We start from the raw sequence: 18,300 nt of genomic DNA, 5'->3' as shown, positions 1-18,300 counted from the left end.
GAATCCCCAGATGCCGCTCTGAGTCAATCCGCCGCACCAGATATGTGCATGCCCTAGGGCGAAGGCCGGGACCCATAGCCACCGAGTCTAATTTGGCGAAAGTACGTAGTTGCCAGCTTCGCGCCAAAACCTCTCCCTGGGGTAATGGGTCCCGGCCTTCGCCGGGACGACACCGAGAGTGAGGAAAAAGTTCGCGCTAAATCCCCAACATCATCTTCGCAATAATATTGCGCTGGATCTCCGAGGTGCCGCCGAAGATCGTGTAGGCGCGGCCGTTGAGATATTCCGGCACCACCGTCAGCATCTCCTCCGGCATCGCCGGCTCATGGTTGAGCCTGTAGAGCGGGCGCATCGGCTCGACGGCGAGGGCGTCATGGCCGATCACGTCGGCGCCGAGCCGCGTTACGGCCTGCCGGATCTCGCTGTTGCGCAGCTTCAGGATCGACGACACCGCACCGGGATTCTGTCCGGTCTGCAGCGCCGACAGCACGCGCAGCTCGGTCATCTCCAGCGCGTCGATATCGACCTCGACCTCGGAGATGCGCGTCGCGATGTCAGGACTGTCGATCGCGCGCCCCGTCAGGTCGGATTCGGCGAGATCCGCGATCGCCTTCAACCCTTCGCGCAATTTTGCCGAGGCGATACCGGAGCCGCGCTCGAACTCGAGCAGATACTTGCCGTAGGTCCAGCCCTTGCCTTCCTCGCCGACGCGGTTCGCCACGGCAACGCGCACATCGTCGAAGAACACCTGGTTGACCTCGTGGTCGCCGCCGATGGTGAGGATGGGGCGCGTCGTGATGCCCGGCGTCTTCATGTCGATCAGGATGAAGCTGATGCCGTCCTGCTGCCGCGGCCCGTCGCTGGTGCGCACCAGCGCGAACATGCGGTTGGCGTGGTGGGCATGCGTGGTCCAGATCTTGGTGCCGTTGATGATGTAGTCGTCGCCGTCGCGCACCGCGCGCGTCTTCAGCGAGGAGAGATCGGAGCCGGAGCCCGGTTCGGAATAGCCCTGGCACCAATAATCCTCACCGGACAGAATGCGCGGCAGGTAGAAGTTCTTCTGCTCCGCCGAGCCGAAGCCGATGATGACGGGCCCGACCATCTTCACGCCCATCACGTTGACATTGGGCACCCCGGCCCGCGCACTTTCAGTCTCGAAGATCCAGCGCTGCGCCGGCGTCCAGTCGGGACCGCCATGTTCGACCGGCCAGCCGGGCGCGCCCCAGCCTTGCTTGTGCAGCGTGCGCTGCCAGGCCATGCCGATATCGGGATCGGAGAATACCGACGGCGTCAGCGCGGTCGCGCGCTTCATCTCCTCGGCGAGATTTTTGGCAATGAAGCCGCGCACCTCGTCCTGGAAGGCGCGCTCCTCGGCATTGAACGACAGGTCCATGAGGCTCTCCCAGTATCAGGCAGGCACGGTGCTGCGGCCAAGCAGGGCGTGGCGGCCATAATGGTGCGCGCTGCCGCCGAACAACGTGTCGAAGGCGACCAGCCGCTTGAAATAAGCGCCGACCTCGAGCTCCTCGGTGACGCCCATGCCGCCGTGAAGCTGGATCGATTGCTCGCCGACGAAGCGCGCGGATTTGCCGATCTTCGCCTTCGCGCCCGACGCGGCCCGCGCCCGCTCGACAGGCTCCGCATCGACCTTCAGCGCAGCGCGCAACGCCATCGAGCGCGCTTCGTCGACCTGCACCGCCATGTCGGCGAGGCGGTGGCGGATCACCTGGTTGGCCGAGAGCGACCGGCCGAATTGCTTTCGGATCTTTGTGTACTCCAGCGTGGTGTCCAGCAGCACCTGCATGATGCCGACGGCCTCGGCGCCAAGCGCGGCCATGGCACGGTCAACGGCCCATTCGATGGCCGGCAGCGCGTCGTGCCCGTAGCCGAGCAAGGCACCCTCCGGCAGTTGCGCATCCGACAACTCGATGTTGCAGGCGCGCCCGCCGCCGAGCCGCTCGTAGTCGGAGATCGCAACATTCGGAGTCGTCGCGGGCACCAGGAACAGGCCGATGCGGCCGGAGGAGCCCTGATGATCATGGATATGCGCGGAGACGATGATCTCGTCGGCGGCATGACCGTCGAGCACGGCAATCTTGCTGCCGGCCAGGCGCCAGCCTTGCGCCGTCTTGTGGGCGGTGGTTGCGACCTTGGCAAGATCGAACCGCGCGGCGCGCTCGGAATGAGCGAACGCGAGCTTCAACGATCCGTCCGCGATCTTCGGCAGGATGGCCTGCTTCTGCGCCGTGCTGCCGCATCGCTCGATCAACGCAGCGCCAAGCACGATTGTTGCGATATACGGCTCCGACACCAGCCCGCGACCGAAGGCTTCCATCAAAATGCCGATCTCGACCGCGCTGCCGCCGAGCCCGCCAAACTCCTCCGCGATCGGCAATGCCAGCCAGCCGAGCTCGGCGAATTGCGTCCACACCGCCGGACTGAAGCCGAGGGGATCGTTCGCCATCTTGCGGCGGTGATCGGCATCGTAGCTTTCCGCCAAGAAGCGCTCCGCGCTTTCGCGCAGCAGCCGTTGTTCATCGGTGAGATTGAGATCCATCCTGCCTACTCCGCGGCCGCCGGCGGCTTGCGCACGGAGGGATGCAGGCCGGATGGATCGACGACCATGCCGAATTCCTGAAGATTATGCGCATGGCAGAGCTGATGCAGCGCGAAGGCCTGGTCGATCGCGGCTGGCTGGCCCATCACGTCAACCGAGCGGTTCACGGCTTCCTTGGTCAGCTTCAGCGCAAAGGACGGCTTTGACGCGATTTTGCGCGCCAGCGTGAGCACGGCGGAGGAAAGCTCTGCGCGCGGCACGACCCGGTTGACCATGCCGAGCTGGTGCGCCTCCTGCGCGCTCCAGCTGTCGGCCGTGAACAGAAATTCCTTGGCCTTGCGCGGCCCGAGCTCCCAGGGATGCACGAACCATTCGACGCCGCAGACACCCATGGTGACCACGGGATCGCAGAACTGCGCATCGTCGCTGGCGACGATGAGATCGCAGGCCCAGGCCAGCATCAGGCCGCCGGCGATGCACTTGCCGTGTACCTCCGCAATGGTCGGCTTGGCGAGGTTGCGCCAGCGCCGCGTGATCTGGAGGTAGATCTCCTGCTCGCGCGCGAAGCGGCCATGAGCGTTTGGTTCAGCGAAGCCGCCCCAATTTCCGATCGGCGGAAAATCCACGCCCGCTTCATTCTTGCTGCCGGGCCGCAGGTCATGGCCCGAGGAGAAGTGCGGACCGTTGCCGGAGAGAATGATCACCTTGACCGCATCGTCCTGCACCGCCTCATCGAAGGCGGCGTTGAGATCGTAGGTCATTTGCAGGTTCTGCGCGTTGCGCGCCTCGGGCCGGTTCATCACGATCCGGGCAATCGCCGGCTCCGGCCTCTCCACGAGGATGGTCTCGAACGAACTCATCGCGTTCCCCTGGCGTTTCCGACCCGGTATTATTGTTCCCTCAAGTTGACTATTACAGCCGGGATTAAGCAAGAGGCTTGCGTAAATCGGCTGCTTTTCGCGACCTCGGCCCGGACTCAAGATGTCTGGCATCTCGCGGATGCAATCTGGTAGCTTGCGCCCGATTCCACCGGGAGAAATTTGATGCGCAAGATCCTGACGCTGCTGGCGGCGCTGGCCTCGTTGAGCCTCACCAATTGCGGCTATAACGCGATCCAGAGCGAGGACGAGCAGATCAAGGCCAACTGGTCCGAGGTCGTGAACCAGTATCAGCGCCGCGCCGATCTCGTGCCCAACCTCGTAAACTCGGTGAAGGGTTTTGCGCAGCAGGAGAAGGACGTACTGCTCGGGGTCACCAATGCCCGCGCCAAGGTCGGCAGCATCCAGGCGACGCCCGAGGTGCTGAACGATCCCGCTGCATTCCAGAAATTCCAGGCCGCCCAGGGCGAGCTTTCCGGCGCGCTGTCGCGGCTGCTCGTGGTCACTGAGAACTACCCGCAGCTCAAGTCGGATGCGCTGTTCAAGGATCTGATGTCGCAGCTCGAGGGCACCGAGAACCGCATCACGGTGGCGCGCAACCGCTACATCAAGGCGGTGCAGGACTATAACGTCACCATCCGGTCGTTCCCGAGCAACGTCACCGCGATGATGTTCGGCTACAAGGAGAAGCCGAACTTCACGGTCGCGAACGAGAAGGAAATCTCGACCGCGCCGAAGGTCGATTTCAATCCGGCACCCGCGCCGTCGAAGTAAGTGCGCGCTATCTTGCGCATGCGCCCAGCCCCACCCACCACTGTCATTCTCCGCGAAAGCGGGGAATCCAGTACGCCGCGGCTTCACCGTATCCCGCTGGCGTCTCTGGAATACTGGATCGCCCGGTCGAGCCGGGCGATGACAGCGCATGTGTGGCGAGCGATAGTCGCCGTCGCATTCTCATTCTTTCTCACCTTTGCGCTCCCCGCCTCGGCCGATGTCGCCATACCCCAGCTCACCGGCCGCGTGGTCGATCAGACCGGCACGCTCTCCAGCGGCGACATTGCCGCGCTGTCGCAAAAGCTGCAGGACTTCGAGACGCGCAAAGGCAGTCAGGTCGTCGTGCTGATCGTGCCGACGACGGATCCGGAGACGATCGAGCAGTTTGCGATCCGCGTTGCGGAGGCCTGGAAGATCGGGCGCAAGAAGGTCGACGACGGCGCCATCCTGGTGGTCGCCAAGAACGACCGGCATTTGCGCATCGAGGTCGGTTACGGCCTCGAGGGCGCGCTCACCGACGTCACCTCGCGGCGTATTATTGACGAAGCCATCACGCCGAAATTCAGGAGTGGCGATTTCGCCGGCGGCATCACGGCGGGCGTGGACCGCATGATCCGCGTCATCGATGGCGAGCCGCTGCCGACGCCCTCGCGCAGCGTGAATTTCGGCGATTGGAACGACGTCGAGCCGCTTTTTTTCTTTCTGCTGTTCGGCCCGCTGGTCATCGGCGGCATCCTGCGCTCCATGTTCGGGCGGCTGTTCGGTTCGGGAATAACCGGAGCGATCGTTGGTGTCCTCGCCTGGTTCGTGATCGGCTCCGCGGTGATTGGACTTGGCATCGGCGTGCTCGGCGCTGTGCTGACGTTTATCGCCGATCTGTTTGGGGCGGGATCGGGCACGGGATCCTCGCGTCGCGGCTCGTGGTCGAGCGGTTCGTCATCCGGCGGCTGGAGCAGCGGGTCGTCATCGAGCGGCGGCTTCAGTGGCGGTGGCGGCAGCTTTGGCGGCGGCGGTGCTTCGGGGAGCTGGTAGGTCATGAGCATCAGGCGCATCACCCGGCATCTGCTCCAGCACCATTGGCGTGCCAAGCAGGTGTTTCCAAAAGACGTGCTCGACCGCATCGAGCAGGCGATCAAGCGCGGCGAAGCCATGCATTCCGGGCAGGTGCGGTTCGTGGTCGAAGGCGCGCTCGACGGCGGCCCGCTGTTTCGTGACCAGCCGGCGCGCGAGCGCGCGCTCGACGTGTTCTCGCAAATGCGCATCTGGGACACCGCGCACAACAACGGCGTCCTGATCTATCTCCTGCTCGCCGACCGCGATGTCGAGATCATCGCCGACCGCGGTATCGATGCGAAGGTTGGTGGCGAGCGTTGGGAACGCATCCGCCGCGCCATGGAAGTCGAGTTCAGGTCGGGGCAGTTCGAGCGCGGCGTGATCGGCGGGATCGAGGCGGTGTCCCGGGAGCTGGCAAAGCACTTTCCGCCAAGCGGCCCGCATCCCAACGAGCTGCCGGATGCACCGGTGGTGATGTAGCCGCTGCAAGCATGCGGTAATGGAGTCCCGATGTCGTCCTGGCGAAAGCCAGGACCCCAGCGCGAGCGCCCTTGCGCTCGTCGCGATATGCCAGTGAGGAGTTTGGCGAAAATCAAATATTCGGTACGCCTGCTGCGTACGACCGATGGACCTCCCGGTATGGGTCCTGGCTTTCGCCAGGACGACGTTGTGGGGACATCGGTGCTTTGCCTTGCGGACCAACGCCCGCCAGCCCACCTAATCGTCCAGCTTGTTCAGATCCCGCACCGACTGCATGATCGGCTCGAAGTTCGAGCGCGCATCCAGCGCGTCGAACAATTGCGCGGTGTCGTCCAATAGACCGTGCGACCGCGCGATGGCGATACGCACGTCCTCCTGCGGCGTGTCCGATAGCCGGCCGTGGCCTGAAAGCAAGATCTTGGCGTTCAATCCCTTGAGCCGCTCCAGCGATTCGATGTAGTCGGCGATGCTGCCCGAGCCGAACACGCCGCCCATCACGCCGCCAGGCATGAGCGTATCGGCGGCGAACAGCAGGCCTTTGTCCTGATCGAACAGCGTGATGCAGGCCGAGGTGTGTCCCGGCGTGTGCATGACGTTGAGACGGAAATTGCCGAGGTCGATCAGATTGCCCTCCTCGAGCCAGATGTCGATATTCACAGGTACGTTCGGCTCGTTGAACATCTTTCGCAGCATCGAGAAGTCGTCGCGCAGCATGATCTTGTTGGCGGCGAGGCGATGGGCGGCGACGAAGGTGCGGCGCTCGTTGAAGTGCCAGGCCGCGCCGATGTGGTCGAGATGCTCGTGGCTGAGCACCACCATGTCGATCTTCTCCGGCGGGCAGCCGACGAAGCTCAGGCATTCGACCATCGCCGCATAGTTCGAGGACAGCCCGGTATCGATCAGGATGGTCCGCGCCGAGCCGCGCACGAGATAGACGTTGGCGGCGCGATTGGAGAAACGGATCTGGTAGACGTCGTCCGCTGCCTGGATCAGCGAGCAGGTGTCGTTCTTCATCAGGACCGGAAAGGCCGTCGGCTTGCGGTCGCTCATGATTGGGCCGCCCGGTAGCTGACCGCGTTGGCGGCGCGCAGGCGCTTCGACAGCGCGTCCATCACCATCAGCGCAAACGCCGGCTGCTGGCTGACGAGATAGACGAAGCGGGCGTGGTTGACCCTCATCACCCTGGTGTTCGGTGCCGCCGCGATCGCGGTCGCCGAACGTGCGGAGCCGTCGATCACGGCCATCTCGCCGAAGAATTCGCCCTTGCCGAGTTTGATGATGCTGGTCTTGCTGGCGCCGCTGAACTTGGCGATCTCGACCTCGCCGTCGAGGACAACGTATAGCTCGCGGCCGGTCGAGCCCTCCTCGAAGATGATGTCATTGACGCCAAACTCGTTGATGCACTTCTCGATCGTCATGACACCCCCAAGGGCCGTCTGCAGCCGTTCTGGCTGACAGGCAGTCATGTTAGCGGGGTAACACGGGCGGGCAACAGCCCGTTCGGCGGGAGCGTGGCCTACCGCAGGGCAGCATCGGCTGACGATTTGTTGCACAGCGCCACACCGGTTCCACTTTCCCGGCCCAATTCGGCCCCGGAAGACTTCCTAAAATTTCGGTAAGCGGGTCCGGAGGTAAGGAATTCGCAAGCAATGAAAGTTACCAAAAGGTCAACCGAGACTGGAGTATTTGAGCCGTGAGCGAACCAATGCCCGAGCAGGCCGCCCAGGATACTGGCGTCGTCGAAGCCGCAGCGACCGTGCCGCAGGCCATCGAGGCTGCTGCCGGCATCGAGGCCCCGTCGATTGCCCCCGACCACGAGGCGCCGCCCAAGCCTGATCCAGTGAAGCCCGACCCCGTCAAGATCGAGCCGCCAAAAATCGAGGCATCGAGGATCGAGGTGCCGAAGTTCGAAGCTAAAGCCGAGACCAAGCCCGAGCCAAAGCCCGGCAAGCTCATCGTCATGGCACCCGCGGAGCGGTCCTGGGACCATGAGGAGTTTGCGCCGCATGTGAAGGCGGACGAGCCGCGCGAGACCGGCGGCAAGCGGCGCCTGTCGGCGATGGCCGCGGTGGTGGCGATAGCGGCCAGTGTCGGCGCCATCAGCGGCGCGCTCGCGACCGCAGGGATGATGCACTTCGCAAACCCCGCGCCGACACAGGTTGCCGACACCAGCGCGCTGGAATCCTCGGTCGCCCGGATCGATGCCGATGTCGTCGCACTGAAGGCGAACGTCGAGCATACCTCCAAGACCGGCCTCGGCCAGTTCAACCGGACCAACGACCGCCTGGACAAGCTCGAGAAGGCGCAGGCCGAGCCGATGGCCAAAATCGCGAAGCTGTCCGAGACTGTCGACAAGCTCCGTGCCACCCCGCCCGCGGCGCCCGCCCAGGCCGCAGCTGCCGTGCCCGCCAGGGAGACCACCGGCTCGATCGCGCCGGCCCAGGTTGCGACCGTGGCAGCTGCGCCGGCTCCCGCCGCACCCAAGACCGAGGTCGGCCGGCTGCCGACGGTCGAAGGCTGGGTGCTGCGCGACGTCTCCAACGGCGGCGCGCTGATCGAGGGCCGCAATGGCCTCTACGAGGTCTATGCCGGCGACCCCATCCCCGGCGTCGGCCGTGTCGATGCGATCCGCCGCCAGGACGGCCGCTGGGTGGTCGTCACCAGCAAGGGGCTGATCGTCGCGCGCTGAGCGGCTCCTATCCGATTTCCGAAGAGGCGCTTCACCACGATGTGAAGCGCCTTTTTGCTTGAATAGCCGTCCCTGCGCGGTGTTACCTGAGGCATGAGCCGCGTCTTGCGAATTCTCGTTGCCGCCGCCGTGTTTTTCGGCGGCGTCGTCTCGTCGTTGGCCGCGGAGAACGCGCAACTGGCGCGCGGCACGGCGATCACCGATCCCGATCTCCTGCGCGAGCTCGACCAGCACGATGCGCTCACGATCTCGCGCCTGTTGTGGCCGGAGCGGAACGCGAACTTTCCGCTGACGACCGATCTGATGTTTTCGTGGCTGTCGCAGCTCAAGGAAATTCCTCCCGCGATCGACGCCGAGATCGACCGCTACGTCGCGCGGCAGAAGGCGGCATATCCGACCGAGACCATCGGCGTCGGCGAGGGCTTCGACGTACAATTGTTCGATCGCGCCAATCTGAAATCCCGCGACACCCGTTTCGTGCTGGCCGGCATCGTCAACCGCATGGACCGGGCCTATGTCTCGGAAGACTCCTGCGGCGAGATCAGGCTGATCTATCGTCTCGCGCATTTCGAGACCAAACCGGACGGCGGCAGGACGGCAACGCGGCTGCCGATGACGTTCAACCTGGTGATGAAAGCGCGCGATGCGCGGCAGATGGACGGGAACGGCAAGCCGATCACCTGCGCCGAGGTCGCGCGACGCTGGCTCGGCAATGGCGACTGGCAGGGGCTGATCGGTAGCGACTTCTTCCCTTACGATGCGATGCTCGATCGCATCGAGACCAACGTTCAGATCTCGGTTGCGGCGAAATCGGCGCTGCACGATTTCCGCTCCGACTATCTGCTCAAGGTGTTCAAGTACGACGCCGCCTCGAAGACGTTCGCGGAATCGACGCTGGAAAACCAGATCGATCGCGACCGCATTCTCGCCGACAATGATCTCCGGCGCGACTTCAGGGATTGGCTGCTCGCGCCCGATCATCTTCGCGACTTCGATCGCGGCACGGTGCTGATCCCGGAAAAATTCCTGGCCAAGGCTGCAATCGTGCCGACGCCAGCCGGCCTCGATGCTTCTCCGTTGCAGCCGGAGTTCGGGATGATGCAAGGGGAGGGCAACGGAGAAGGGCGAGGCGAGCCGGTCTTCTCGGACACCGACGTGGTTGGTGCGCTGAAGCAGGCGGCGGCGCGCGGGGACATGCAGAACGTCCGCTCGATCGCGGGTTTCCAGCGCCGCCTCAACGACGTCACCTGTGCCGGCTGCCACCAGACCCGCGGCATCGGCGGCTTTCATTTCCCGGGCGTCGATTGGCTTGCGGACAAGCCGTCCAACTCGACCATCGTGCCGGCCTCGCCGCATTTTCTTGGCGACCAGGTCCGCCGCCGCGACATCCTGACCGCGATGGCCGCAGGCAAACGTCCTGATTTCTCACGCGGATTTGCCGGCCGGCCGCAGACCCGCGGCAGCACTGAGCTGGCCGGGACCGAATATCAGGATGGATGGGGTGCGCATTGTTCCCTGGAAAATGCGGGATCGGGATCGGCCGACAGGAGTTTTACGTCATGGAGCTGTGCTAAAGGGCTGACCTGTCAGGCTGCCGCGGCCTCGCGCCGCATCGGCATGTGCTTCATCAAGACGCGTTAGGCTGTCTCGAACCGGTTTGGATGACCCCATGACGGAATCCAGCGAAGCCAACAAGGAGCGCAATCGCGAGATCGCGCAGAATGAAGAGGCCAAGCAGGTCACCGGCAGCGTTCGCGTCAGCATCTCGGCCATCGTAGCGGTCGTCATCATCGGTGGAATCCTGTTTACGCTCGGCTGGCTGGCGCTGAAGTAGCTTTCTTTCGTCATGCCCGGGTTTGTCCCGGACATCCACGTTCTGGTGTCCCCGCTCAAGATCGTGGATGGCCGGGACAAGCCCGGCCATGACGGCCGAGACGACGTGGCGCGAGCGCACTCACTTCGCGTAATTCGTCATCCGCTTGCCGGGCAGCAGCTCGTAGGCCGGCTTCCACCCGGGCAGTGTGGCCATACGGCCAAGCCAGGCGTGGATGGCGGGATAGCTTTCCGCGAAATCGAAGCCGTGCTCGTCGCTCGGATAGTGCAGATAGGCCATCATCGAGATATCGGCGACGGTCGGCCTGGTGCCGATCGCGAATTCATTGTGCTGGAGATGGCCGTCGAGAATGCCGAGGAAGTCTTCGAGCCGCCGGCGAAAATGTTTCAGCACCTGCGGATCGTTGTTTTGCGTGAAGGCGCGCATGAAGCGGTACGTCGCCATGTAGCCGGTGAGCTTGTGGTTGTCCCAGAACAGCCAGCGCAGCAGCTCGAACTTTTCCTCCTCGGTCTCGGCACCGAAACGCCCGTACTGGTCGGCAAGCTTGAGCAGGAGAGGCGCGGTCTGCGTCATCTTCACACCGTCCACCTCGAGCACGGGAATCTCGCCCATCTCGTTCACGCTCTTGCGCCATTCCGGCGTGCGCGTGACGCCGCCGCCAAAGTCGGTCCAGACCGGCTCGAACCTCTCGCCGCAAAGCGTCAGCATCAGCGCCAGCTTGTAGCTGTTGCCGGATTCGGGGAAGTAGTGCAGGCGGTAGCTGGGCATGGGACCTCGCGAGGACGGTGATTGTTGAGGCGATCTACGTCCCCAGCCGTCGTCCGGCGAAGGCCGGGACCCATAACCACCGAACGCAGTTTAGCTTCGTCCGACAACTTCCTCTCTGGGATATGGGTCCCGGCCTTCGCCGGGACGACAGCGTGAATGTATCACCGCCAGCGCCCCTACCCCACCGCCCCCTGCGACCGCAGCTGCTTGATCGCCGCCTCGTCGTATCCCGCGCCGCGCAAAATCTCGTCACTGTGCTCGCCGACGCCGGGCGGCTTGCGCGGCTGCACTTTCTTGGCGCCGTCGATCCAGATCGGGCTGGAGATGGTGAGCATGGTGTCGTTCTCGAACGGCACCAGCACTTCGTTGTCGAGCATCTGCTTGTCGTTCGGGATGTCGTCGAGGATGCCGACGATGCCGAACACCAACCCGTTGCCGTCGAGGATCTTGCGCCATTCGGCGAGATCCCTGGTCGCAAAGGTCTCGTCGAAGATCTTGATCAGCTCGACCGAGCGGGCGTGGCGGTCGGGTTTGGTGGCAAAGCGCGGATCGGTGATGAGGTCTTCGCGGCCGAGACACCTGGCCAGCGTCGGAAACTGCTTCTCCTCGCTCAGCAGCGACAGGATCAGCCAGCGGCCGTCCTTGCATTGGTAGTGGTTGGCGACCGCGTTCAACGCGCGTTCGCGCGGTCGCCGCTCGGCGAATTTGGCGCCGCAGAGCTTTGCCTGCGCCAGCACGCTCGCAGCCCACACGCCGTTCGCCATCAGATTGGAGGCGACATGCGAGCCCTTGCCGGTCTTCTCGCGCTGGTACAGCGCGGTGACGATGGCGCCATAGAACGCCATGGCGCAGGGATGGTCGCCCATGCCGGCGACCGAGCGGGCCGGCGTCGTGTTGGTGTCGGCGCGGACGAGGTCCATCAGGCCGGAGCGCGCCCAATAGGCGTTGCTGTCGAAGCCGGGCTTGTTGGCCTCTTCGCCCTTTTCGCCATAGCCGGTGAAGGAGGCGTAGATCAGCCGGTCGTTGAGATGGGCGAGGTGGTCGTAGGTGATGCCGAGCTTGGCGCGCACCGGCGGCGGCATGTTGGTGATGAAGACGTCGGCCTCTTCCACGAGCTTGTAGAGCACGGCCTGCGCCTCAGGCTTTGCGAGGTCGAGCGCGATGCTCTTCTTGTTGCGGGCTTCCAGCAGCCAGGCGAAATTGTGTTCGCTGGTCGGATAGCCCGGGATGTTGGGCAGGTTGCGGTAGGGATCGCCGGCACCGGGCGGTTCGATCTTGACGACATCGGCGCCGAAATCCGACAGCACGGTTGCGGCCGCTGGTGCTGCGATGAAGCTCGCGCAATCCAGCACCTTGAGCCCTGCAAAAATGCCCTTTTCCATCGCGCCGTTGCTCCCTCGCTCGTGTTGTTTCCCGCGCGCTGGAATTGGCGAGGGCCACCGTCACGGGCAGCATTAGACCGATGTTTCGGCGGGATGCAACGCTCCTCGCCGCGCCTCACTCATCTCCTGCGAGCAGGGCAGCGTTGCCGCCGGCTGCTGCGGTGTTGATCGTCACGGTCTGCTCGGTGGCAAAGCGCGCGAGGTAGTGCGGGCCGCCGGCTTTCGGGCCGGTTCCGGACAGGCCGTTGCCGCCGAACGGCTGCACGCCGACCACGGCGCCGATGATGTTGCGATTGACGTAGATGTTGCCGATCTGGACGCGGTCGACGATCGCCTCGATCGTATCGTCGATGCGGGAATGGATGCCGAGCGTCAGCCCGTAGCCGGTGCGCTCGATGGCTTGCAGGACGCGTTCGAGATGTTCCGCACGATAGCGCACGACGTGGAGGATCGGGCCGAACACCTCCTCGGTCAGCTGGCCGGCATCCCCAAGCTCGAAAATATGCGGCGCGACGAAGCAGCCCTCCGGCGCGGTGCCGGCAAAGTGCAGCCGCGCCTCTCCCTTCATGCGTGTGATATGCGCATCGAGGCGCTGCTTGGCCTCGACATCGATCACCGGACCGATATGGGTCGCGACGTCGCTTGGATCGCCGATCTTCAACTCGCGCGCCGCGCCCGCGATCATCTCGATCATGCGGTCGGCGACGTCCTCCTGCACGAACAGCAGCCGCAGCGCCGAGCAGCGCTGGCCGGCGGAACGAAACGCCGAAGTGACGACGTCGTCTGCGACCTGCTCGGGCAACGCAGTCGCATCCGCGATCATGGTGTTGATGCCGCCGGTCTCGGCGATCAGTGGCACGATCGGCCCGTCCTTGGCCGCCAGCGCCCGGTTGATGCTGCGCGCGACCTCGGTCGAGCCGGTGAAGACGATTCCGGCGATATCGGGGTGCGCCGCCAGCGCGGCGCCGATGCGGCCGTCGCCGGCGACGAGGTGCAGCGCGCTTATGGGAATGCCGGCCTCGTGCAGCAGCCGCACTGCCTCGACCGCGATCCGCGGGGTCTGCTCCGCGGGCTTGGCCACCACGCTGTTGCCGGCCATCAGCGCCGCCGTGACCTGGCCGAGGAAGATCGCCAGCGGAAAATTCCACGGTGAGATCGCCACGAAGACGCCGCGGCCGCGCATGGCCAGCACATTGCTCTCGCCGGTCGGGCCCGGCATCGCCACATCGTTGCCGAACAGCTTGCGGCCCTGCGCGGCATAATAGTGGCAGAAATCGGCGGCCTCACGCAGCTCCGACAGCGCATCGTCGAGCGTCTTGCCGCCCTCGCGTTGCAGCAGCGCGATGAAATGGGGCGCGCGGTTCTCCAGAAGATGCGCCGCCTGCTCGAGCGCTGCCGCGCGAATGGCTGCCGGAGTCCGGCTCCAGGCGGCAAAGCCCGCGCGCGCAGCAGTCACTGCCGCATTGGCCTGATCCGGCGTTGCGTCCGCGATCGGCACGAGGTCGATCGTCTCGGCCTTGACGTCGGTCAGCAACCGGTCGAGCGCGGCACGCGCGCCGAATTCGACACCGCGTGAATTGCGCCGTTCCGGCGCGAACAGATCGCCCGGCAGCGGAATCTTGGGATGGGCCGCCTGCTGCGGCCGGACGATGGCATCCGCCGGACGTTGCAGCAGCGCCGCAACAGGCACGCGATAATCGGACGCCTGCGCCACGAAGGAGGAGTTGGCACCATTCTCCAGCAGTCGCCGCACCAGATAGGCGAGCAGGTCGCGATGGCTGCCGACCGGGGCGTAGGTGCGGTAGGCGATTTCGGGGTGATCCTTGGCGAGCTGCTCGTAGAGCGCCTCGCCCATGCCATGCAGGCGCTGGAATTCGAAGCCGCCGTTGGCACCGGCAAGCTCCAGCACGGTCGCGACGCTCAGTGCGTTGTGGGTGGCGAATTGCGGGAAGATGCGTGGCCGCAAGCTCAACAGCTTTTGAGCACAGGCGACGTAGTTCAGATCCGTCATCGCCTTGCGGGTGAAGACGGGATAGCCGTCGAGCCCGCGCTCCTGCGCGCGCTTGATCTCGGTGTCCCAATAGGCACCCTTGACCAGCCGCACCATTAGCTTGCGGTCATGCGCGCGGGCGAGCGCATCGACATAGTCGATCACGTCGCCGGCGCGCTTCTGATAGGCCTGGATCGCGAGGCCAAATCCGTCCCAGCCGGCGAGCGAGGGATCGGCGAGCGTTGCCGCGATCACGTCGAGGGACAATTCCAGCCGGTCGGCTTCCTCGGCATCGACGGTAAAATTGAGATCATGGGCCTTGGCGCGCTGCGCCAGGTCCAGCAGTTGCGGCACCAGCTCCGCCATCACACGGTTGCGGCTGATCGCCTCGAAGCGCGGATGCAGCGCCGAGAGCTTGACGGAGATGCCGGGCCGGTCGGGCAGGGGATGGTGACCCGCCGCCTTGCCGATGGTCAGAATCGCGCTGGCATAGGCGTCGAAATAGCGCCTGGCATCAGTGGCCGTGCGCGCGCCTTCGCCAAGCATGTCGAAGGAATAGCGCGCCCTCTCGCCGGAGCGCGGCCGGGCCCGCTCCAGCGCCTGCGCGATGGTCTCGCCCAGGACGAAATGATTGCCCATCAGCCGCATCGCCTGGCGCGTGGCGGTGCGCACCGCCGGTGCGCCCAGCCGCTTCACCAGCCGGCCGATGGTGCCGTCGGGCGTCTCGCCGGGCTGGATCACCCGCGCCGAGAGGCCGAGCGCCCAGGCCGAGGCGTTTACCAGGAAGGCCGTGGACTTGGTCTCGTGGTGGATGAAGTCGCCCTCGCCGAGCTTATCCTCGATGAACTGGTCGGCGGTGCGCGCGTCCGGCACGCGCAGCAGCGCCTCGGCGAGCACCATCAAGGCCAGCCCTTCCTTGGTCGAGAGCGCGAACTCCCGCAGCATGTCCTCGACTCCACCAAGCCGGTCGTCGCGCTTGCGGATGGCTTCGATCAGCCGCGTCGCGGTGCGATCGATCCGCGCCTCCTGCGGCGCGCTGAGATGCGCAGATGGCAAGAGGCGCGCGGCGATATCGGCATCATCGGGCGCGTAGGCGGCGGAGAAGGGAGGCGGAACGTTCGGCATGGCGTGTCCTGTGGCTGCAATCCAGGATAATGCTCACGCGACCTTAGCTCGATAGACAATTTAGCTCATTCGGCTTAGAAAATGAAGCTATCTAGCAATTTGGCCTTATGAATTATGGAACTAGATCAAACCGACCGGAAAATCCTCTCGATTTTGCAGCAGGACGGGCGAATCGCCAATGTTGAGCTCGCGGAGCGCATCGGGCTGTCGCCGACCTCGATCGGCGAGCGGCTGAAGCGTTTGCAGCGAGAGGGGTTTATCGAGGGCTATGGCGCGCGGCTCAACCCGCACCGGCTCGGCCTCGGGCTCCTGGTGTTCGTCGAGGTGCTGCTCGACAAGACCACGCCCGACAATTTCGAGCGTTTTGCCCGCGCAGTGAAACTCGCGCCCGAAGTGCTGGAGTGTCACATGGTTGCTGGCGGCTTCGACTATCTTGTGAAGGCGCGGCTGGCAGACATGACTGCATATCGGCGCTTCCTTGGCGAGACCCTGCTGTCGATGCCGGGCGTGCGCGAAACGCGAACTTATGCGGTGATGGAAGAGATCAAGCGCGACGCACCATTGCCGGTGGACTAACGAAGTGCCGTCGCGATTGTCATTGCTGTGGCGTTGAACGGGCGGTCTTCGCGGGACAAATAGTTTTCCGTGTGCAATCGCAACGCCTGTCGTCGAATGCACTGACCGTCTTCTAAAAATTTTCTTGGCCCGGCTCCCGGATCGATCCGGGAGTCAGCAAAAGCTGGCGGGCTTATACTTTGAGGTTCTCTGCGGAGCTTTTGCCTCGGTTTGCGATCTCTTCATACTCCACCGTCTGTCCTTCGTTCAGGGACGACAGACCGGCTTTCTGCACTGCCGAGATATGCACGAACACATCCTTGCCGCCCGACGCAGGCTGGATAAATCCATAACCCTTCGTCGGGTTGAACCACTTGACCGTACCTTTAGCCATCACGACTTCTCCGCGGGTCTTCCTCCGAGATCTCGAACCGCCAGTCCCCGCCAACCGGCCGGTTCGGTCCTAATACGATACGCGGAATGTGGCTGGCTTGGTAGCTCAAACCACATTGGCATTTCGGCGAATTCCGCTCAACTTCGCGGCGTTTTTGCCGGATTTGCCCGTTTCGCGGTCAATTGGTCCGCGCGCCGCGCGCCATCCGTCAATAAGTCGCGGCCAGATAATCGACGATCTTGCCGACATCGGCATCGTCGATGGGGGCGCCATAGACCTTGATCATCTTGGTCACCTCGGCCTGCCAGAAACTTTTCTTGTCCTTCATCGGCGGCTGCGTGTTGATGTAATCGGCGGAGTGGCAGGCGCTGCAATTGCCCTGCACGACTTCGAGATTGGGCCCGGGCTTGAACGCCGCGACCTCATCGGGGGTCTTGTAATTGACCGGTGCTGCAAGTGCCGAACCCACCACGGCGGCGAGGGCGAGCGTGATGGCGAGGAAAACGGTGCGCTGCATGATCATTCCCCTCAAGCCACGGTGACGCGGACGGTTTCGACGACGTTGCGCAAGTAACCCGCCGGATTCCAGCGCGGCGTATCCGGCTGGGTTTCGCCGCCATTGCCGGTGGCGCGCACCTTGAGCTCGTGGGAGCCCGCCGCGAGCTTCACCGGCAGCGTCCATTCGCGGAATGAGTATTTGCCAAGATCCTTGCCGAGCCTGGCGCCGGTCCAGGTTTTGCCGCCGTCGGTGGAGACCGCGACCTCCTTGATGCCCTTGCCGCCGTCGAAGGCGATGCCGCGCAGCGTGGTGCCGCCTGCTTTCAGCTTGGCTCCGTCGGGAACGCTGGTGATGAAGGAACGGATGGTGAAGCGGTTGATCGGGATCGTCGCCTTCGGCGCAGTGCCCGGCTCGATCGCATTGTTCGGGGTGTCCGGAATACGATAGGCCGACTTCATCCAGAAGCCGTCATAGACATTGTCGACGACGGTGATCTCGTTGAGGTGCTTGACCCAGTAGGTCCCGTAATAGCCGGGCACGATCAGGCGCAGCGGAAAGCCGTTGAGGAACGGCAGGTCCTCGCCGTTCATGCCATAGGCCAGCATCACCTCGCCGTCGCTGGCGTGATCGATATCGAGCGCCTTGACGAAGTCGGGCGTCTTGTCGCTGACCGGACCGTCCATGCCGTTGAAGGTGACCTGCTTGGCGCCGCTCTGCACGCCCGCCATCGCCAGCACGGTCTTCAGCGGCACGCCGCGCCAGCGCGCATTGCCCATCGCGCCGTTGGCGAGCTGGCCGCCGGCCACGCGCGGATCCAGGAAGCCGCGGCTGTTGCCGGAGCACTGGTTGACGGCGACGATCTCGGTCGCCTTCATCTTCCTTATGTCCTTCAACGACAGCTTGAGCGGCTTGTCGACCTTGCCCTTGACCTCGAGGGTGAACTTGTCGGGGTCGAGACTGTAGGGCAGGTCGGACAGGTGATAGCGCACGAAGAACGCGTTATTCGGCGTGATCGGGCCGTCATTGAACACTGCGAAGGGCGTCTCGAGCTGCGGCGGGCGGCTGGTCAGGCCGATCATCGGCCGCTTCTGCGGAAATTTCACCAAAGGCCGTTCGCCATTGGCAAAGGGAAGGGTGACGGTGTCGAGTGCCAGCGCTTTGGTCGGGTTCAGGGCAGTCGCAACAGCGGCAAGGCCCGCTCCTTTGAGCAGGTCGCGTCGATCGAACATGTGGTCTCCTCCCGGAGCTTTTCGTTGATCGCGGTCATCACCGCGATCTAGCACTCATGTGTCGCAACGACTCAGTTGAAGTCAATTCGTGCT

The 18,300-nt window shown here is 64.2% G+C and carries 18 protein-coding genes; 7 read left to right on the top strand and 11 right to left on the bottom strand.

Translation table 11 applies throughout. The annotated features are described in order from the left end of the window. Nucleotides 1-196 precede the first annotated feature (196 nt). From AC0L21_RS32780 to AC0L21_RS32770, 3 genes are read right to left on the bottom strand one after another with little or no spacing between them, the layout of a single operon-like run. Entirely contained in the window at nucleotides 197-1,393 is a 1,197-nt protein-coding gene (locus AC0L21_RS32780) for an acyl-CoA dehydrogenase family protein (protein ID WP_473265805.1), read from the bottom strand. Between the two features lie 15 nt (nucleotides 1,394-1,408). Next, nucleotides 1,409-2,557: an acyl-CoA dehydrogenase family protein gene (locus AC0L21_RS32775; RefSeq protein WP_473265804.1), complete on the bottom strand. Its 1,149-nt coding sequence runs from the start codon at nucleotides 2,555-2,557 to the stop codon at nucleotides 1,409-1,411. A gap of 5 nt (nucleotides 2,558-2,562) precedes the next feature. Then, nucleotides 2,563-3,417, bottom strand: coding sequence for an enoyl-CoA hydratase (locus AC0L21_RS32770; RefSeq protein WP_473265803.1), 855 nt, complete (start codon nucleotides 3,415-3,417; stop codon nucleotides 2,563-2,565). Nucleotides 3,418-3,600: 183 nt separating this feature from the next. On the opposite strand from AC0L21_RS32770, the gene AC0L21_RS32765 reads away from it, so the two are divergent. From AC0L21_RS32765 to AC0L21_RS32755, 3 genes are all read left to right on the top strand, one after another. Next, a complete protein-coding gene (locus tag AC0L21_RS32765) occupies nucleotides 3,601-4,209 on the top strand; it encodes a LemA family protein (RefSeq protein WP_473265802.1) in 609 nt (202 codons plus the stop codon). Nucleotides 4,210-4,347: 138 nt separating this feature from the next. Next, nucleotides 4,348-5,241, top strand: coding sequence for a TPM domain-containing protein (locus AC0L21_RS32760; protein ID WP_473265801.1), 894 nt, complete (start codon nucleotides 4,348-4,350; stop codon nucleotides 5,239-5,241). A gap of 3 nt (nucleotides 5,242-5,244) precedes the next feature. Next, nucleotides 5,245-5,742, top strand: coding sequence for a TPM domain-containing protein (locus AC0L21_RS32755; protein WP_473265800.1), 498 nt, complete (start codon nucleotides 5,245-5,247; stop codon nucleotides 5,740-5,742). A 237-nt stretch (nucleotides 5,743-5,979) separates the two neighbouring features. Here AC0L21_RS32755 and AC0L21_RS32750 read toward each other — a convergent pair whose 3' ends face one another. Both AC0L21_RS32750 and AC0L21_RS32745 read right to left on the bottom strand, forming a co-directional pair. Continuing rightward, a complete protein-coding gene (locus tag AC0L21_RS32750; protein ID WP_473265799.1) occupies nucleotides 5,980-6,792 on the bottom strand; it encodes an MBL fold metallo-hydrolase in 813 nt (270 codons plus the stop codon). Then, a complete protein-coding gene (locus AC0L21_RS32745; RefSeq protein ID WP_473265798.1) occupies nucleotides 6,789-7,160 on the bottom strand; it encodes a Crp/Fnr family transcriptional regulator in 372 nt (123 codons plus the stop codon). Before AC0L21_RS32745 ends, AC0L21_RS32750 begins: the two co-directional genes overlap by 4 nt. A 287-nt stretch (nucleotides 7,161-7,447) precedes the next feature. Here AC0L21_RS32745 and AC0L21_RS32740 point away from each other — a divergent pair, with 287 nt between their 5' ends. From AC0L21_RS32740 to AC0L21_RS32730, 3 genes are all read left to right on the top strand, one after another. Then, nucleotides 7,448-8,431 carry a hypothetical protein gene (locus AC0L21_RS32740; protein ID WP_473265809.1) on the top strand — a complete coding sequence of 328 codons (984 nt, stop codon included), beginning with the start codon at nucleotides 7,448-7,450 and terminating at the stop codon, nucleotides 8,429-8,431. A gap of 93 nt (nucleotides 8,432-8,524) precedes the next feature. Next, nucleotides 8,525-10,072, top strand: a complete 1,548-nt coding sequence (locus tag AC0L21_RS32735; RefSeq protein WP_473265797.1) for a hypothetical protein — start codon at nucleotides 8,525-8,527, stop codon at nucleotides 10,070-10,072. A gap of 28 nt (nucleotides 10,073-10,100) precedes the next feature. Then, entirely contained in the window at nucleotides 10,101-10,265 is a 165-nt protein-coding gene (locus AC0L21_RS32730) for a hypothetical protein (protein ID WP_473265796.1), read from the top strand. A 120-nt stretch (nucleotides 10,266-10,385) separates the two neighbouring features. On the opposite strand, the gene AC0L21_RS32725 is transcribed toward AC0L21_RS32730, so the two are convergent. The 3 genes from AC0L21_RS32725 to putA all read right to left on the bottom strand — a co-directional run bounded on the left by AC0L21_RS32725 (nucleotide 10,386) and on the right by putA (nucleotide 15,530). After that, nucleotides 10,386-11,033: a glutathione S-transferase family protein gene (locus AC0L21_RS32725; RefSeq protein WP_473265795.1), complete on the bottom strand. Its 648-nt coding sequence runs from the start codon at nucleotides 11,031-11,033 to the stop codon at nucleotides 10,386-10,388. A 176-nt stretch (nucleotides 11,034-11,209) separates the two neighbouring features. Further along, nucleotides 11,210-12,415: a CaiB/BaiF CoA transferase family protein gene (locus tag AC0L21_RS32720; RefSeq protein ID WP_473265794.1), complete on the bottom strand. Its 1,206-nt coding sequence runs from the start codon at nucleotides 12,413-12,415 to the stop codon at nucleotides 11,210-11,212. A 115-nt stretch (nucleotides 12,416-12,530) separates the two neighbouring features. Then, nucleotides 12,531-15,530 (bottom strand): bifunctional proline dehydrogenase/L-glutamate gamma-semialdehyde dehydrogenase PutA, encoded by a 3,000-nt coding sequence (gene putA / locus AC0L21_RS32715; protein ID WP_473265793.1) that lies wholly within the window; start codon nucleotides 15,528-15,530, stop codon nucleotides 12,531-12,533. A gap of 114 nt (nucleotides 15,531-15,644) precedes the next feature. On the opposite strand from putA, the gene AC0L21_RS32710 reads away from it, so the two are divergent. Further along, entirely contained in the window at nucleotides 15,645-16,106 is a 462-nt protein-coding gene (locus AC0L21_RS32710; protein ID WP_473265792.1) for an Lrp/AsnC ligand binding domain-containing protein, read from the top strand. Between the two features lie 172 nt (nucleotides 16,107-16,278). Here the strand turns inward: AC0L21_RS32710 and AC0L21_RS32705 are convergent, their stop codons facing one another. The 3 genes from AC0L21_RS32705 to sorA all read right to left on the bottom strand — a co-directional run bounded on the left by AC0L21_RS32705 (nucleotide 16,279) and on the right by sorA (nucleotide 18,207). Next, on the bottom strand, nucleotides 16,279-16,479 hold the full coding sequence (locus AC0L21_RS32705) for a cold-shock protein (RefSeq protein WP_007596519.1): 201 nt from the start codon (nucleotides 16,477-16,479) through the stop codon (nucleotides 16,279-16,281). A gap of 208 nt (nucleotides 16,480-16,687) precedes the next feature. After that, nucleotides 16,688-16,996 (bottom strand): SorB family sulfite dehydrogenase c-type cytochrome subunit, encoded by a 309-nt coding sequence (gene sorB, locus AC0L21_RS32700; RefSeq protein WP_473265791.1) that lies wholly within the window; start codon nucleotides 16,994-16,996, stop codon nucleotides 16,688-16,690. A gap of 11 nt (nucleotides 16,997-17,007) precedes the next feature. Beyond that, nucleotides 17,008-18,207, bottom strand: coding sequence for a SorA family sulfite dehydrogenase catalytic subunit (sorA, locus tag AC0L21_RS32695; protein WP_473265790.1), 1,200 nt, complete (start codon nucleotides 18,205-18,207; stop codon nucleotides 17,008-17,010). Between the last annotated feature and the right edge of the window lie 93 nt (nucleotides 18,208-18,300).

The organism is Bradyrhizobium sp. WSM4873, from assembly GCF_055811355.1.
This window is presented reverse-complemented; position numbering and strand designations above follow the sequence as displayed.

Coding starts and splice junctions, on each gene's coding strand:
- AC0L21_RS32770 (WP_473265803.1), bottom strand. CDS start 3,417: ATGAGTTCGTTCGAGACCATCCTCGTGGAGAGGCCGGAGCCGGCGATT.
- AC0L21_RS32765 (WP_473265802.1), top strand. CDS start 3,601: ATGCGCAAGATCCTGACGCTGCTGGCGGCGCTGGCCTCGTTGAGCCTC.
- AC0L21_RS32725 (WP_473265795.1), bottom strand. CDS start 11,033: ATGCCCAGCTACCGCCTGCACTACTTCCCCGAATCCGGCAACAGCTAC.
- sorA (WP_473265790.1), bottom strand. CDS start 18,207: ATGTTCGATCGACGCGACCTGCTCAAAGGAGCGGGCCTTGCCGCTGTT.
- AC0L21_RS32720 (WP_473265794.1), bottom strand. CDS start 12,415: ATGGAAAAGGGCATTTTTGCAGGGCTCAAGGTGCTGGATTGCGCGAGC.
- putA (WP_473265793.1), bottom strand. CDS start 15,530: ATGCCGAACGTTCCGCCTCCCTTCTCCGCCGCCTACGCGCCCGATGAT.
- AC0L21_RS32755 (WP_473265800.1), top strand. CDS start 5,245: ATGAGCATCAGGCGCATCACCCGGCATCTGCTCCAGCACCATTGGCGT.
- AC0L21_RS32735 (WP_473265797.1), top strand. CDS start 8,525: ATGAGCCGCGTCTTGCGAATTCTCGTTGCCGCCGCCGTGTTTTTCGGC.
- AC0L21_RS32760 (WP_473265801.1), top strand. CDS start 4,348: ATGACAGCGCATGTGTGGCGAGCGATAGTCGCCGTCGCATTCTCATTC.
- AC0L21_RS32750 (WP_473265799.1), bottom strand. CDS start 6,792: ATGAGCGACCGCAAGCCGACGGCCTTTCCGGTCCTGATGAAGAACGAC.
- AC0L21_RS32775 (WP_473265804.1), bottom strand. CDS start 2,557: ATGGATCTCAATCTCACCGATGAACAACGGCTGCTGCGCGAAAGCGCG.
- AC0L21_RS32740 (WP_473265809.1), top strand. CDS start 7,448: ATGCCCGAGCAGGCCGCCCAGGATACTGGCGTCGTCGAAGCCGCAGCG.
- AC0L21_RS32730 (WP_473265796.1), top strand. CDS start 10,101: ATGACGGAATCCAGCGAAGCCAACAAGGAGCGCAATCGCGAGATCGCG.
- AC0L21_RS32710 (WP_473265792.1), top strand. CDS start 15,645: ATGGAACTAGATCAAACCGACCGGAAAATCCTCTCGATTTTGCAGCAG.
- AC0L21_RS32745 (WP_473265798.1), bottom strand. CDS start 7,160: ATGACGATCGAGAAGTGCATCAACGAGTTTGGCGTCAATGACATCATC.
- AC0L21_RS32780 (WP_473265805.1), bottom strand. CDS start 1,393: ATGGACCTGTCGTTCAATGCCGAGGAGCGCGCCTTCCAGGACGAGGTG.
- sorB (WP_473265791.1), bottom strand. CDS start 16,996: ATGCAGCGCACCGTTTTCCTCGCCATCACGCTCGCCCTCGCCGCCGTG.
- AC0L21_RS32705 (WP_007596519.1), bottom strand. CDS start 16,479: ATGGCTAAAGGTACGGTCAAGTGGTTCAACCCGACGAAGGGTTATGGA.